Genomic DNA, 11,736 nt, shown 5'->3' with positions numbered 1-11,736 from the left:
CGCCGACCTGCACCACCTCGCCATCGAGGGTCTGGCGCAGAGCTACGTGGTGCTACCCCCGGACGGGGTCCCGGCCTTCTCGGACGCGCTGATGCTGGCGCTGAAGGCGCTCACCCGGGGCTTCACCCTGGCAGTGCAGATCTCCGGGCCGTTCATCGCCTTCGGGCTGCTGTTCAACCTCGGGCTCGGGGTGCTGTCGCGGCTGATGCCGCAATTGCAGGTGTTCTTCCTGGCGGTCCCGGCCTCTGTGCTGATCGGCATGCTGATCCTGATGGGCTCGCTCGGCGTCATGATGGGCGTTTTTCTGGACGATCTCGGCCGGTATCTCGGCGAGTTCGTCGGGCGCTGAGCGTCCACACGCACTGAGGTCGAGCAGAAAAAATGGCCGAGGGCGCGGAGCAGGAAGACAAGACCGAGGAGCCGACCCAGCGGCGGCTCGATCAGGCGATCGAGCGCGGCGACGTCGCCACCAGCGCGGAGATCAACACCTTTGCGATCCTCGGCGCGTTCACGCTGGCCCTGGTGATCGCCGCTCCGACCATCGCTCAGAACCTGACGCAGGGCCTCAAGGCCTATCTCGCCAACGCCCACACCCTGCCGGACGACGCCACCGCCATGAAGCAGGCGGCGACCCGGGGCCTCTGGCTGTGGATCGAGGCCGTGGCGGTGCCGGTCGGGATGGCGGCGGCGGCCGGCCTCGCCGCCGGCCTCCTCCAGCACCCGCTGGTCCTCACCGCCGAAACCCTGATGCCGAAATTCGACCGCATCTCGCCGATGGCCGGGATCAAGCGGCTGATGGGGATCGAGGCCCTGTTCCAGTTCGGCAAGGGGCTGGCCAAGATCGGCGCGGTCGGCATCGTCGGCGGCGTGCTGCTGTGGAACGACCGCGACCGCCTGGAGGTGTTCGCGCGGCTCGATCCGGCCGGATGCCTGTCGGCGATCCTGTCCCTCAGCCTGCACCTGCTCGCCGGCATGCTGTGCATGCACCTGGCGATCACGCTCGGCGACGCCCTCTACGCGCGCTTCCGCTGGCGTAAGCGCCACCGCATGTCGAAGGAGGAGATGAAGCAGGAGATGAAGGAGGCGGATGGGAACCCGGAGATCAAGGGTCGCATGAAGCAGATCCGCATGGCCCGGGCGAAGAAGCGGATGATGACGGCCGTCCCGACCGCCACCGTTGTGGTGACCAACCCGACCCACTACGCGGTGGCGCTCCGCTACGAGGCCGGCATGGCGGCGCCGATCTGCGTCGCCAAGGGCGTCGACGCCCTGGCCCTGCGGATCCGCACCGTGGCGGCCGAGCACGGCGTCGCGGTGATCGAGAACCCGCCGCTCGCCCGCGCCCTGCACGCCACCGTGGAGATCGACCGGGAGATCCCGGCCGAGCATTACCGGGCGGTGGCGGAAGTCATCGGCTTCGTCCTGCGCCTGCGCCGGAGGGCGGCGTAGTCGCCAGAGCCGGTATTCAGCACGCCGATCGAATGGCACAGCCTAGAAAAGCCACGCTTCCTCCACCTTTTTTCGCGAGGCTGCGTCAAGGCTTGGCGCGACGCGAACGGCGCGACGAGAGTGGTGCCGTGCTGCCCGAGCCCTGCTATGGCCGGCGGGCCTAACCGGGTGATTGTTCTGGAATGATGCCGATGGCCGACGTCACTGGACCTCCGGCGCCCGCGACGGGCACGCAGATCTCGAATTCGCAGGGGAACGGCGCGATCGACCGCTCGGAGCAGCCGGGCCGGGTCGGGCTGCTGCTCGTGCTCGCGGGCCTGCTGGTCGGGGCCGCGATCGGCCTGTCCTTCGTGGCCAACGAGCAGGCCCAGTCGCTGATCGTCTGGCTGCTCGCCCTGCTGGCGATGGCCGGGGTGTTCTTCCTGTTCGCGCTCGCCATCGGGGCGCTCCAGCTCAGCGGCACCGCCACCCGCGACGACATCACCAAGGGCATCGTCGATGCCTCCCCCGACGGGGCGCTGGTGGTCGAGGAGGGCGGCCGGCTGATCTACGCCAACGAGGCGTATCTGCGGGTTGCCGGCGGCGACGCCTTCTCGAACCTCGTGCCGGTTGAGCGCATCTTGGTCGGCTCGCCGGAGGTCTCGGAGGCGGTCTACCGCCTGTCGCAGGCGTCTCGCGACGGACGCGCGCACACCGAAGAGATCCGGATGTCTCCGCCGCTCGGGCCGCAGGCGCATGAGCGCGGCTTCGGCTGGTACCGGGTCTCGGTGCGCCCCCTGGCGCGTCCGCGCCGGGCCGCCTCGCTCTGGACGGTGGCCGACATCACCGCCGAGCGCGAGCGCCAGGAAAACGTCTTCCAGGAGCTCCAGCACGCGATCGACTATCTCGACCACGCCCCGGCGGGCTTCCTGTCGATCGATCCGGCCGGCGCGATCGTCTACATGAACGCGACGCTCGCGGCCTGGCTCGGCTACGACCTGGCCAGCGTCGGCCCCGGCGGCCCCCACCTCACCGAGATCGCCCCGGAAGCCGACGTCCTGGTCCGCACCGCCGGCCTGCCCGGGGAGGTCCGCACCGACCGGTTCGACCTCGACCTGCGCCGCCGCAACGGCCACACCCTGCCGGTCCGGCTGTACCATCGGGTGGCGTTCGGCAAGGACGGCAAGCCCGGCTCCTCACGCACCTTCGTGATCAACCGCTCGGCCGGGGCCGAGACCGACGAGCCGCAGCGCGCGGCCGAGGTGCGGCTCGCGCGCTTCCTCAACAATTCCCCGATCGCCATCGCGACCCTCGACCGGTCCGGTCGGATCGCCCGGGCCAACACCTCGTTCACTCGGCTATTTGGGACCGTGCCGCGCCAAGCGGACGAGGGCGGCCCGGAGGGCGAGGGCAATCAGGGTGCCGAGCCCAACGTCGCCGATTCGGTGGTCGACCGGGCCTCCGTCGAAGCGGGCCTCGCCCGGGCGGCCAGCGGTCTGTCCGACCCGGAGCCGATCGAAGTCCAGCTCAGCGGCCCGGGCGGGCGCTCGGCGCGGCTCTGGCTCAGCCCGGCCGACAGCAGCGACGCGACCCAGAAGGCGGACGAGGCCGAGCGGGTCATCCTGTATGCCCTCGACACCACGGCGCAGCGCCAGCTCGAGCAGCAGGTCGCCCAGGCCCAGAAGATGAACGCGGTCGGCCAGCTCGCCGGCGGCATCGCGCACGACTTCAACAACGTCCTGCAGGCGATCATCGGCTATTCGGACCTGCTGCTGGCGAGCCACCGGCCGACCGATCCGGCCTTCCAAGACATCATGCAGATCAAGCAGAACGCCAACCGGGCGGCGGGCCTCGTCCGCCAGCTCCTGGCGTTCTCCCGCCGCCAGACTCTGCGCCCGGAGGTGATGCATGTCGGGGAGGGGCTCTCGGAGCTGACCCTCCTGCTCAAGCGGCTGCTGGGCGAGCGCGTCGCCCTGGAACTGAAGCACGGCCGCGACGTCTGGCCGGTAAAGGCAGACGTCAACCAGTTCGAGCAGGTGATCGTGAACCTCGCGGTCAACGCCCGCGACGCCATGCCGGACGGCGGCAAGCTGATGATCCGCACCGAGAACGTGACCGATCCGGGTCCCTCGGCGGCCGTGGAGGGGCGGGGCGGGGCGCCCGCGGGCGACCACGTGCTGATCGAGGTGCGCGATACCGGCCAGGGCATTCCGCCCGAGCTGATGGAGAAGATCTTCGAGCCGTTCTTCACCACCAAGGAGATCGGCAAGGGCACCGGCCTCGGCCTCTCGACGGTGTTCGGCATCGTCAAGCAATCGGGCGGCACGATCGACGTGCAGTCGAAGATCGGGGAGGGGACCGCCTTCCGCATCTACCTGCCGCGCCACATCCCGGTGGCGGAGCCGGAAGAGGCCGCGCCCGCCAATCCGGCCCTGCCGCGTGCCGACATGCCGGCGCCGGTCTCCGCGCGCTCGGCCAAGCCGAACGGCGAAGGCGAAGCCGCCAAAGCTAGCTCCCAGAAGACCCCGCTCTCGGAGAAGCCGGCCCCGCGCAAGCCCGCGGCCGACCATACCGGGCAGGGTACGATCCTGCTGGTGGAGGACGAGGATCCCGTCCGGGCCGTCAACAGCCGCGCGCTCTCGGCCCGCGGCTACACGGTGCTGGAGGCGGCCTCCGGCCTGGAGGCCCTGGCGATCGTGCGCGAGGGCAGCCAGCCGATCGATCTCGTCGTCTCCGACGTGGTGATGCCCGAGATGGACGGGCCGACCCTGCTGCGCGAGGTGCGCAAGCACCAGCCGGACCTCAAGGTGATCTTCGTCTCGGGCTACGCCGAGGATGCGTTCCGCAAGAACCTGCCCGAGGGCGAGGCCTTCAATTTCCTGCCGAAGCCCTTCAGCCTGAAGCAGCTGGTCGAGACCGTGAAGAAGACCATGGCCGCCGACTGACACCGCGCCGGCCTCGGACCCGGTGGAAAACCTGCGCGCCGCCCGCAAAGGGCGGCGTTCCCGTGTTCGGCGCCCTTGCCGAAATAGAACAAAACAGGTACACGGACCCGGTGTTGACGCGCGTTGTGAATGGCGCGCAACCCCTTCATAAGGAGCCCGCCAGATGGCCCAGCCTGCATTGAAAGTGGTCGACATGCCCCCGGCGGAGAAGGACAAGGATAAGTCCAAGGCGATCGACGCCGCCCTGTCCCAGATCGAGCGCGCCTTCGGCAAGGGCTCGATCATGCGGCTCGGCAAGAACGACAAGGTACAGGAGGTCGAGACGGTCTCGACCGGCTCGATCGGGCTCGACATCGCGCTGGGCGTCGGCGGCCTGCCCCGGGGCCGGGTCGTCGAGATCTACGGGCCCGAATCGTCCGGCAAGACCACCCTGGCCCTTCACACGATCGCCGAGGCCCAGAAGAAGGGCGGCGTCTGCGCCTTCGTGGATGCCGAGCACGCCCTCGACCCGATCTATGCCCGCAAGCTTGGCGTGAATCTCGACGATCTGCTGATCTCGCAGCCCGATACCGGCGAGCAGGCGCTGGAGATCACCGACACGCTGGTGCGCTCCGGCGCCATCGACGTGCTGGTGGTCGATTCGGTCGCCGCGCTGACCCCGCGGGCCGAGATCGAGGGCGAGATGGGCGAGAGCCAGCCCGGCCTCCAGGCCCGCCTGATGAGCCAGGCCCTGCGCAAGCTCACCGGTTCGATCTCGCGGTCGAACTGCATGGTGATCTTCATCAACCAGATCCGGATGAAGATCGGCGTGATGTACGGCAGCCCGGAGACCACCACGGGCGGCAACGCGCTGAAGTTCTACGCCTCGGTGCGCCTCGACATCCGCCGGATCTCGACCCTGAAGGACCGCGACGAGGCGATCGGCAACCAGGTCCGCGTCAAGGTCGTGAAGAACAAGGTCGCGCCGCCGTTCAAGCAGGTGGAGTTCGACATCATGTTCGGCGAGGGCGTGTCGAAGGTCGGCGAGCTGATCGATCTGGGCGTGAAGGCCGGCATCGTCGAGAAATCCGGCGCCTGGTTCTCGTACAACAGCCAGCGCCTCGGTCAGGGCCGCGAGAACTCGAAGGGGTTTTTGCGCGACAACCCCGAGATCGCCGGCAAGATCGAAGCCTCGATCCGCCAGAATTCCGGCCTGGTGGCGGAGAAGATCCTGGAGAACGCCAAGCCGACCGAGGACGACCTCGATGAGGGCGAGGCTTAAGCCGCCCGCAGCTCGAACCCTTGCCGCGCGATCCCGCGCGGCCGACAATCAACGGCCCCGGCGAGGCATTCGCCGGGGCCGTTCGTCATTGAGGATGCAACTCGCTGTGACCGACCTTCTGGAAAAGGCCGTCGAGACAGTCCGGCGGATGCCGCCTGAAGCGCAGGATGCCATCGCACAGGCCATGCTCGACATGGCGCAGGTTGATGCGCCGAGCGAGATTGATCCCAATCATCTGAAGGATGTCCTGGAAGGGCTGGACGAGATCACACGCGGAGATATCGCGTCGCCCGAGGAGGTCGAGGCTGCCTTCAGCCGATTCAAAGCGTGAAGCTCGTCTACGCACGCCGTGCGGTCCGGCGCCTAACGGAAATCGCTGACTATGTTCGGGAGCGAAATCCGGGCGCCGCTGACAAGGTCGAGGGTTCGATCCGCGAGACAACCGAGCTTCTCAGGCGCCACCCATACGTGGGCCGACGCGCCCGACCGTGGGTGCGCGTCTTCGCGGTGCCCCGACTGCCGTATCTCATCTACTATCAGGTCGACGAGCGGCGGGAGATCGTGACAATCATCACGCTCCGGCACGCCGCACAGGACCGATTGGCCTAACGGACGGACGCAGACATCTCCGCGGCCGTCGAGAGAAGACGGCTCAGGCGGCTTCGCCGGTCTCAGCAACCGCGGCAGCCTGGTCCTCGACCAGCTTCCAGGTCTTGGTCTTCGAAAAGGGGCGGCACTCCTCGATGAACACCGTCTGCCCGACCTTGGCGGCATTCGCCTCGTCATGGGCATGGTAGTTCTTCGAGCGGCGCACGGTCTTCTTCATCACCGGGTGCGTGAAGCGACGCTCCACCTTCACCACGATGGTCTTCTCGCCCTTGTCGCTGACGACGGTGCCCTGCAGGACGCGCTTCGGCATAATGTTCTCCTAAGCCCTGTCAGCTCTTGGACGCCTGCAGCGTCTTCGAACGCTGCAGGGTGCGGACGCGGGCGATGTCGCGACGGACCTCGCGGACGCGGGCGACGTTCTCGAGCTGGCCGGTGGCCCCCTGGAAGCGCAGATTGAACTGCTCCTTCTTGAGGTTCAGCAACTCGTCACTCAGCTGATCCGGCGACAACGCCTTCAGATCAGACACTCTCTGGGTCGACTTCACGATAGCCTCCGTTCAGTCGGCGATGCGTTGGACGACCCGCGTACGGATCGGGAGCTTGGCGGCGCCGAGGCGCAGGGCCTCCTTGGCGATGTCCTCGGCGACGCCGTCAACCTCGAACATGATCCGGCCCGGATGGACCCGAGCGGCCCAGTAATCCGGGGCGCCCTTGCCCGAGCCCATGCGGACTTCGGTCGGCTTCGAGGAGACCGGCACGTCCGGGAACACCCGGATCCAGACGCGGCCCTGGCGCTTCATCTCGCGGGTGATCGCGCGGCGGGCCGCCTCGATCTGCCGGGCGGTGACGCGCTCGGGCTCCACCGCCTTCAGGCCGAACTGGCCGAAGTTCAGCTCGAAGCCGCCCTTGGCCGCACCGTGGATGCGGCCCTTGAACTGCTTACGGAAGCGAGTCTTTTTCGGTTGCAGCATGGCTTCCTACCTTACGCGTGCTCGCGCTCGCGGCGTCCGCGCTCGCGGCCGCCCTCGCCATCGCGCTCACGGCGTCCGCCGGAGCGGCCGCCCTCTTCCTGGGCCTTCTTGTCCTGGGCCATCGGGTCGTGCTCAAGGATCTCGCCCTTGAACACCCACACCTTGATGCCGCAGGTGCCGTAGGTCGTGAACGCCGTGGCGGTGCCGTAATCCACGTCCGCACGCAGGGTGTGCAGCGGGACCCGGCCCTCGCGATACCATTCCTGGCGGGCGATCTCGGCGCCGCCGAGGCGGCCCGAGCAGTTGATCCGGATGCCCTCGGCACCGAGACGCATCGCGGACTGCACGGCGCGCTTCATGGCGCGACGGAAGGCGACGCGGCGCTCGAGCTGCTGGGCGATCGAGTCGGCCACCAGAGTGGCGTCGATCTCGGGCTTGCGCACCTCGACGATGTTGATCGTCACGTCGGCCTTGGTCATCGTGCCGACGAGCTTGCGCAGCTTCTCGATATCCGCGCCCTTCTTGCCGATCACCACGCCCGGACGACCCGAGTGGATGGTGACCCGGCACTTCCGGTGCGGACGCTCGATGACGATCTTCGAGACGGCGGCCTGCTTCAGCTGCTTCATGAGTGCGGCGCGGATCGCGACGTCCTCGTGCATCAGCTTGGCGTACTCGCCCTTGCCGGCGAACCAGCGGGAGTCCCAGGTCCGGTTGATACCGAGACGGAGACCGATCGGATTGACTTTCTGGCCCATGAGATCCTCCTTAAGCCGCTTCGGCCTGGCGGACTTCGCGAACCACGATGGTCAGGTTCGAGAAGGGCTTCAGGATGCGCGCGCCACGGCCGCGGGCGCGGGCATGGAAGCGCTTGAGCACGAGGGCCTTGCCCACGAACGCCTGGGACACGACGAGATCGTCGACATCCAGGTCGTGATTGTTCTCGGCGTTCGCGATCGCGCTCTCGAGGCACTTCTTGACCTCGGTCGAGATGCGCTTGCGCGAGAACTCCAGGTCGGCCAACGCGGTGTCGACCTTCTTGCCGCGGATCATCTGCGCCACGAGGTTGAGCTTCTGCGGGCTGACGCGCAGCATGCGCGCGACCGCCTTGGCCTCGTTCTCGGGGAGCGCGCGGGGGGTGGCTTGCTTGCCCATCTCAGCGCCTCTTCGCCTTCTTGTCGGCCGCGTGCCCGTGGAAGGTGCGGGTCGGCGAGAACTCGCCGAACTTGTGCCCCACCATCTCCTCGGAGACGTAGACCGGGATGTGCTTCTGCCCGTTGTGCACACCGAAGGTGAGCCCGACGAACTGCGGGAGGATCGTGGAGCGGCGGCTCCAGATCTTGATGACCTCTGAGCGCGAGGAGCCCCGCGCCGCTTCGGCCTTCTTGAAGAGGTAGCCGTCGACGAACGGCCCCTTCCAGAGAGAGCGTGCCATAGCGATTACTTCTTGCGGTTGTGGCGGCTGGACAGGATGAACACGTCGGTCCGCTTGTTGGACCGGGTCTTCTTCCCCTTGGTGGGCACGCCCCACGGCGTGACCGGGTTGCGGCCGCCCGAGGTACGGCCCTCGCCGCCGCCGTGCGGGTGATCCACGGGGTTCATGGCCACGCCACGGTTATGCGGGCGCTTGCCGAGCCACCGGTTGCGCCCGGCCTTGCCGAGCGAGATGTTCATGTGGTCCGGGTTCGACACCGCACCGACGGTCGCGAAGCACTGGCCGTGCACGAGGCGCTGCTCGCCCGAGTTGAGGCGCAGCGTCACGTAGCCCTGGTCGCGCCCGACGATCTGGGCGTAGTTCCCGGCCGAGCGGGCGATCGCGCCGCCCTTGCCGATCTTCAGCTCGACGTTGTGGACGATCGTGCCCACCGGCATCGAGCCGACCGGACCGGCATTGCCCGGCTTGATGTCGACGTTCTCGCCGGTCACCACCTTGTCACCCGGCTGCAGGCGCTGCGGAGCGATGATGTAGCTCTGCTTCCCGTCGGGGAAGTTGATCAGGGCGATGAAGGCCGTGCGGTTCGGATCGTACTCGATCCGCTCGACGGTCGCGGCGACGCCCGGCTGCTCGCGGCGCTTGAAGTCCACGTTGCGCAGCACGCGCTTGTGACCGCCGCCGCGGAAGCGGACAGTGATGCGACCCAAGTTGTTACGGCCGCCGGAGGAGCTCTTGCCCTCCGTCAACGCCTTCACCGGCTTGCCCTTGTAGAGCTCACGGCGGTCGACGAGCACGAGCTGGCGCAGGCTCGGCGTGACCGGTTTGAATGTCTTCAAGGCCATCGGCTTGGATCCCTAAAACCCGTCCTCAGAGCCCGGTCGTGACGTCGATCGTGTGGCCCTCGGCCAGGGTGACGATCGCCTTCTTCACGTCGGAGCGCTGCCCGCGGAGACCGCGGAAAATCTTCTTCTTGCCCTTGGTCACGAGGGTGTTCACCGCCGTGACCTTCACGTCGAACAACTTCTCGACCGCTTCCTTGATCTGAGGCTTGGTCGCCTTGGGGGCGACCCGGAAGACGACCTTGTTCTGCTCGGTCAGGTTCGTCGCCTTCTCGGTAATGACCGGGGAGACGATGATGTCGTAGTGGCGCGGATCGGCACTCATTTGAAACGCTCCTCCAGCGCGTCGACGGCGGCCTTTGTCAGGACGAGCGTGTTGCGGCGCAGGATGTCGTAGACGTTGATGCCCTGCACGGGCAGCACGTCGATCTGCGGGATGGCACGCGCGGCGCGGCCGAAATTCACGTCGACCTCGGCACCGCCGATGATCAGCGCGTTCGAGAGACCCATCTTGCCGAAGCGCTCGATGAGACCCTTGGTCTTGTGATCCTCGATCTTGATATCGTCGACGACGATCAGGGTCGAGGCCTTGGCCTTGGCCGACAGGGCGTGGCGCAGGGCGAGCGCACGGACCTTCTTGGGAAGGTCGTGGCTATGGTCGCGCACGACCGGCCCGAACGCGCGTCCGCCACCGCGGAACTGAGGCGCCGAAGCGGCGCCGTGACGGGCGTTGCCGGTGCCCTTCTGCTTGTACAGCTTCTTGCGGGTCCGGTTCACGTCCGAGCGGTTCTTCACCGCATGGGTGCCGGCGCGACGCTTGGCGAGCTGCCAGCGGACCATGCGCTGCAGGAGGTCGGCCCGCGGCTCAAGGCCGAAGATCTCCTCGTTCAGATCGACCGAGCCTGCACCGGCGCCGTCGAGTGTGGTGATATCGAGCTTCATCAGGCGGTCTCCTCAGCCGCAGGGGCCTCGGGGGCAGTCTGGGCGGACTCGGGGGCAGCGCCGTTCTCACGGAACTTGCCCGGCAGCGGCACGTCGGCGGGGAGCTTGCGCTTCACCGCGTCGCGGATCTGGATCCAGCCGCCGGCGACGCCCGGAACCGCGCCCTCGACCAGGATCAGGCCGCGCTCGGGATCGGTGCGCACGACGCGCAGGTTCTGGGTGGTGACCCGCTCGACACCGAGGTGACCCGGCATCTTCTTGTTCTTGAAGGTCTTGCCCGGGTCCTGACGGCCGCCGGTCGAACCGATCGAACGATGTGAGATCGACACGCCGTGCGTGGCGCGCAGACCGCCGAAGTTCCAGCGCTTGATACCGCCGGCGAAGCCCTTACCCGTGGTCGTGCCCGTCACGTCGACGAACTGACCCGGGATGAAATGGTCCGCGGTGATCTCCGCGCCGACCGGGATCAGCGCGTCCTCGGACACGCGGAACTCGGCGATCTTCTTCTTCGGCTCGACCTTGGCGACCGCGAAGCGACCGCGCTCGGCCGCCGACACGTTCTTGACCTTGGCCTTGCCGACGCCGACCTGGAGGGCGACGTAGCCATTCTTCTCGACGGTGCGGTGGGCCACCACCTGGCACTGATCGATCTTAAGCACTGTGACGGGGACATGCTCCCCCGCGTCTGTGAAGACGCGGGTCATGCCGACCTTCTGTGCGATGACGCCTGAGCGCATAGGTCTCTCCCTCGCGCGATGAAACGGTAAGCTCTAAATCCCGGCGGGACTTAGAGCTTGATCTCCACGTCCACGCCGGCGGCGAGGTCGAGCTTCATCAGCGCGTCCACGGTCTGCGGCGTCGGATCGACGATATCGAGCACGCGCTTGTGCGTGCGCATCTCGAACTGCTCGCGCGACTTCTTGTCGATGTGCGGCGAGCGGTTCACGGTGAACTTCGCGATATGCGTCGGCAGCGGGATCGGACCCCGGATGGTCGCGCCGGTGCGCTTGGCCGTGGAGACGATCTCCTTGGTCGACGCATCGAGGATGCGGTGATCGAACGCCTTGAGGCGGATGCGGATGTTCTGACCGTTCATAATCCTGAAACCTTGAGAGGGACGGCGGGGAGTGCGAGGATCTGTCCCCGCCGCGCCCTGCTAAGGATGCTGTCCTGGCTTAGTCGTTGATGGCGGCGACGACGCCGGCGCCGACGGTGCGGCCGCCCTCGCGGATGGCGAAGCGCAGCTTCTCCTCCATGGCCACCGGCACGATCAGCGTGACGTCCATGGTCACGTTGTCGCCCGGCA

17 protein-coding genes and 1 pseudogene are annotated in these 11,736 nt (G+C 67.6%); 6 read left to right on the top strand and 12 right to left on the bottom strand.

Annotation, left to right across the window (positions count from 1 at the left end; all coding sequences use genetic code 11):
* The 6 genes from MKL11_RS31025 to MKL11_RS31000 form a co-directional block, all read left to right on the top strand.
* On the top strand, window positions 1-349 hold a 349-nt coding region (locus tag MKL11_RS31025; RefSeq protein ID WP_243950856.1), incomplete at its 5' end, for a flagellar biosynthetic protein FliR.
* A gap of 32 nt (window positions 350-381) precedes the next feature.
* The gene (flhB, locus tag MKL11_RS31020) at window positions 382-1,449 is read left to right on the top strand and encodes a flagellar biosynthesis protein FlhB (RefSeq protein ID WP_243950854.1); all 1,068 of its coding nucleotides are present in this window, start codon (window positions 382-384) and stop codon (window positions 1,447-1,449) included.
* 191 nt (window positions 1,450-1,640) lie between these two features.
* Entirely contained in the window at window positions 1,641-4,373 is a 2,733-nt protein-coding gene (gene cckA / locus MKL11_RS31015; protein ID WP_243950852.1) for a cell cycle histidine kinase CckA, read from the top strand.
* Between the two features lie 193 nt (window positions 4,374-4,566).
* A complete protein-coding gene (gene recA, locus MKL11_RS31010) occupies window positions 4,567-5,634 on the top strand; it encodes a recombinase RecA (RefSeq protein ID WP_378995061.1) in 1,068 nt (355 codons plus the stop codon).
* 106 nt (window positions 5,635-5,740) lie between these two features.
* Window positions 5,741-5,965, top strand: coding sequence for a hypothetical protein (locus MKL11_RS31005; RefSeq protein WP_243950850.1), 225 nt, complete (start codon window positions 5,741-5,743; stop codon window positions 5,963-5,965).
* Complete coding sequence (locus tag MKL11_RS31000; RefSeq protein WP_243950848.1) at window positions 5,962-6,243, top strand: type II toxin-antitoxin system RelE/ParE family toxin; 282 nt, start codon at window positions 5,962-5,964, stop codon at window positions 6,241-6,243. The genes MKL11_RS31005 and MKL11_RS31000 overlap by 4 nt, the downstream gene beginning before the upstream one ends.
* A gap of 43 nt (window positions 6,244-6,286) precedes the next feature.
* Here MKL11_RS31000 and rpsQ read toward each other — a convergent pair whose 3' ends face one another.
* From rpsQ to tuf, 12 genes and pseudogenes are all read right to left on the bottom strand, one after another.
* Window positions 6,287-6,553: a 30S ribosomal protein S17 gene (rpsQ, locus tag MKL11_RS30995; protein WP_058194327.1), complete on the bottom strand. Its 267-nt coding sequence runs from the start codon at window positions 6,551-6,553 to the stop codon at window positions 6,287-6,289.
* Window positions 6,554-6,572: 19 nt separating this feature from the next.
* Window positions 6,573-6,788 (bottom strand): 50S ribosomal protein L29, encoded by a 216-nt coding sequence (gene rpmC / locus MKL11_RS30990; protein ID WP_050732915.1) that lies wholly within the window; start codon window positions 6,786-6,788, stop codon window positions 6,573-6,575.
* Window positions 6,789-6,800: 12 nt separating this feature from the next.
* Window positions 6,801-7,214, bottom strand: a complete 414-nt coding sequence (gene rplP, locus MKL11_RS30985; protein ID WP_007569280.1) for a 50S ribosomal protein L16 — start codon at window positions 7,212-7,214, stop codon at window positions 6,801-6,803.
* 11 nt (window positions 7,215-7,225) lie between these two features.
* Window positions 7,226-7,972, bottom strand: a complete 747-nt coding sequence (gene rpsC / locus MKL11_RS30980) for a 30S ribosomal protein S3 (RefSeq protein ID WP_007569278.1) — start codon at window positions 7,970-7,972, stop codon at window positions 7,226-7,228.
* Window positions 7,973-7,982: 10 nt separating this feature from the next.
* The gene (gene rplV / locus MKL11_RS30975) at window positions 7,983-8,369 is read right to left on the bottom strand and encodes a 50S ribosomal protein L22 (protein WP_007569277.1); all 387 of its coding nucleotides are present in this window, start codon (window positions 8,367-8,369) and stop codon (window positions 7,983-7,985) included.
* Between the two features lies 1 nt (window position 8,370).
* The gene (gene rpsS, locus MKL11_RS30970) at window positions 8,371-8,649 is read right to left on the bottom strand and encodes a 30S ribosomal protein S19 (RefSeq protein WP_007569276.1); all 279 of its coding nucleotides are present in this window, start codon (window positions 8,647-8,649) and stop codon (window positions 8,371-8,373) included.
* Between the two features lie 5 nt (window positions 8,650-8,654).
* Entirely contained in the window at window positions 8,655-9,491 is an 837-nt protein-coding gene (rplB, locus tag MKL11_RS30965; RefSeq protein ID WP_243950846.1) for a 50S ribosomal protein L2, read from the bottom strand.
* 25 nt (window positions 9,492-9,516) lie between these two features.
* A complete protein-coding gene (locus MKL11_RS30960) occupies window positions 9,517-9,813 on the bottom strand; it encodes a 50S ribosomal protein L23 (RefSeq protein WP_243950844.1) in 297 nt (98 codons plus the stop codon).
* Complete coding sequence (gene rplD / locus MKL11_RS30955; protein ID WP_243950843.1) at window positions 9,810-10,430, bottom strand: 50S ribosomal protein L4; 621 nt, start codon at window positions 10,428-10,430, stop codon at window positions 9,810-9,812. Before rplD ends, MKL11_RS30960 begins: the two co-directional genes overlap by 4 nt.
* Window positions 10,430-11,167, bottom strand: a complete 738-nt coding sequence (gene rplC / locus MKL11_RS30950) for a 50S ribosomal protein L3 (RefSeq protein ID WP_243950841.1) — start codon at window positions 11,165-11,167, stop codon at window positions 10,430-10,432. The genes rplD and rplC overlap by 1 nt, the downstream gene beginning before the upstream one ends.
* A 50-nt stretch (window positions 11,168-11,217) precedes the next feature.
* Window positions 11,218-11,526 carry a 30S ribosomal protein S10 gene (gene rpsJ, locus MKL11_RS30945; protein ID WP_007569268.1) on the bottom strand — a complete coding sequence of 103 codons (309 nt, stop codon included), beginning with the start codon at window positions 11,524-11,526 and terminating at the stop codon, window positions 11,218-11,220.
* Between the two features lie 79 nt (window positions 11,527-11,605).
* Window positions 11,606-11,736: pseudogene (tuf, locus tag MKL11_RS30940) on the bottom strand (elongation factor Tu); the annotation flags it as partial.

Source organism: Methylobacterium sp. J-077 (assembly GCF_022829365.1).
In the GTDB taxonomy this organism is placed as follows: Bacteria; Pseudomonadota; Alphaproteobacteria; order Rhizobiales; family Beijerinckiaceae; genus Methylobacterium.
This window is presented reverse-complemented; position numbering and strand designations above follow the sequence as displayed.

Bases quoted from the DNA above. Each gene is read 5' to 3' on its own strand.
- flhB (WP_243950854.1), top strand. From the start codon at position 382: ATGGCCGAGGGCGCGGAGCAGGAAGACAAGACCGAGGAGCCGACCCAG.
- cckA (WP_243950852.1), top strand. From the start codon at position 1,641: ATGGCCGACGTCACTGGACCTCCGGCGCCCGCGACGGGCACGCAGATC.
- recA (WP_378995061.1), top strand. From the start codon at position 4,567: ATGCCCCCGGCGGAGAAGGACAAGGATAAGTCCAAGGCGATCGACGCC.
- rpsQ (WP_058194327.1), bottom strand. From the start codon at position 6,553: ATGCCGAAGCGCGTCCTGCAGGGCACCGTCGTCAGCGACAAGGGCGAG.
- rplP (WP_007569280.1), bottom strand. From the start codon at position 7,214: ATGCTGCAACCGAAAAAGACTCGCTTCCGTAAGCAGTTCAAGGGCCGC.
- rpsC (WP_007569278.1), bottom strand. From the start codon at position 7,972: ATGGGCCAGAAAGTCAATCCGATCGGTCTCCGTCTCGGTATCAACCGG.
- rplV (WP_007569277.1), bottom strand. From the start codon at position 8,369: ATGGGCAAGCAAGCCACCCCCCGCGCGCTCCCCGAGAACGAGGCCAAG.
- rpsS (WP_007569276.1), bottom strand. From the start codon at position 8,649: ATGGCACGCTCTCTCTGGAAGGGGCCGTTCGTCGACGGCTACCTCTTC.
- rplB (WP_243950846.1), bottom strand. From the start codon at position 9,491: ATGGCCTTGAAGACATTCAAACCGGTCACGCCGAGCCTGCGCCAGCTC.
- MKL11_RS30960 (WP_243950844.1), bottom strand. From the start codon at position 9,813: ATGAGTGCCGATCCGCGCCACTACGACATCATCGTCTCCCCGGTCATT.
- rplD (WP_243950843.1), bottom strand. From the start codon at position 10,430: ATGAAGCTCGATATCACCACACTCGACGGCGCCGGTGCAGGCTCGGTC.
- rplC (WP_243950841.1), bottom strand. From the start codon at position 11,167: ATGCGCTCAGGCGTCATCGCACAGAAGGTCGGCATGACCCGCGTCTTC.
- rpsJ (WP_007569268.1), bottom strand. From the start codon at position 11,526: ATGAACGGTCAGAACATCCGCATCCGCCTCAAGGCGTTCGATCACCGC.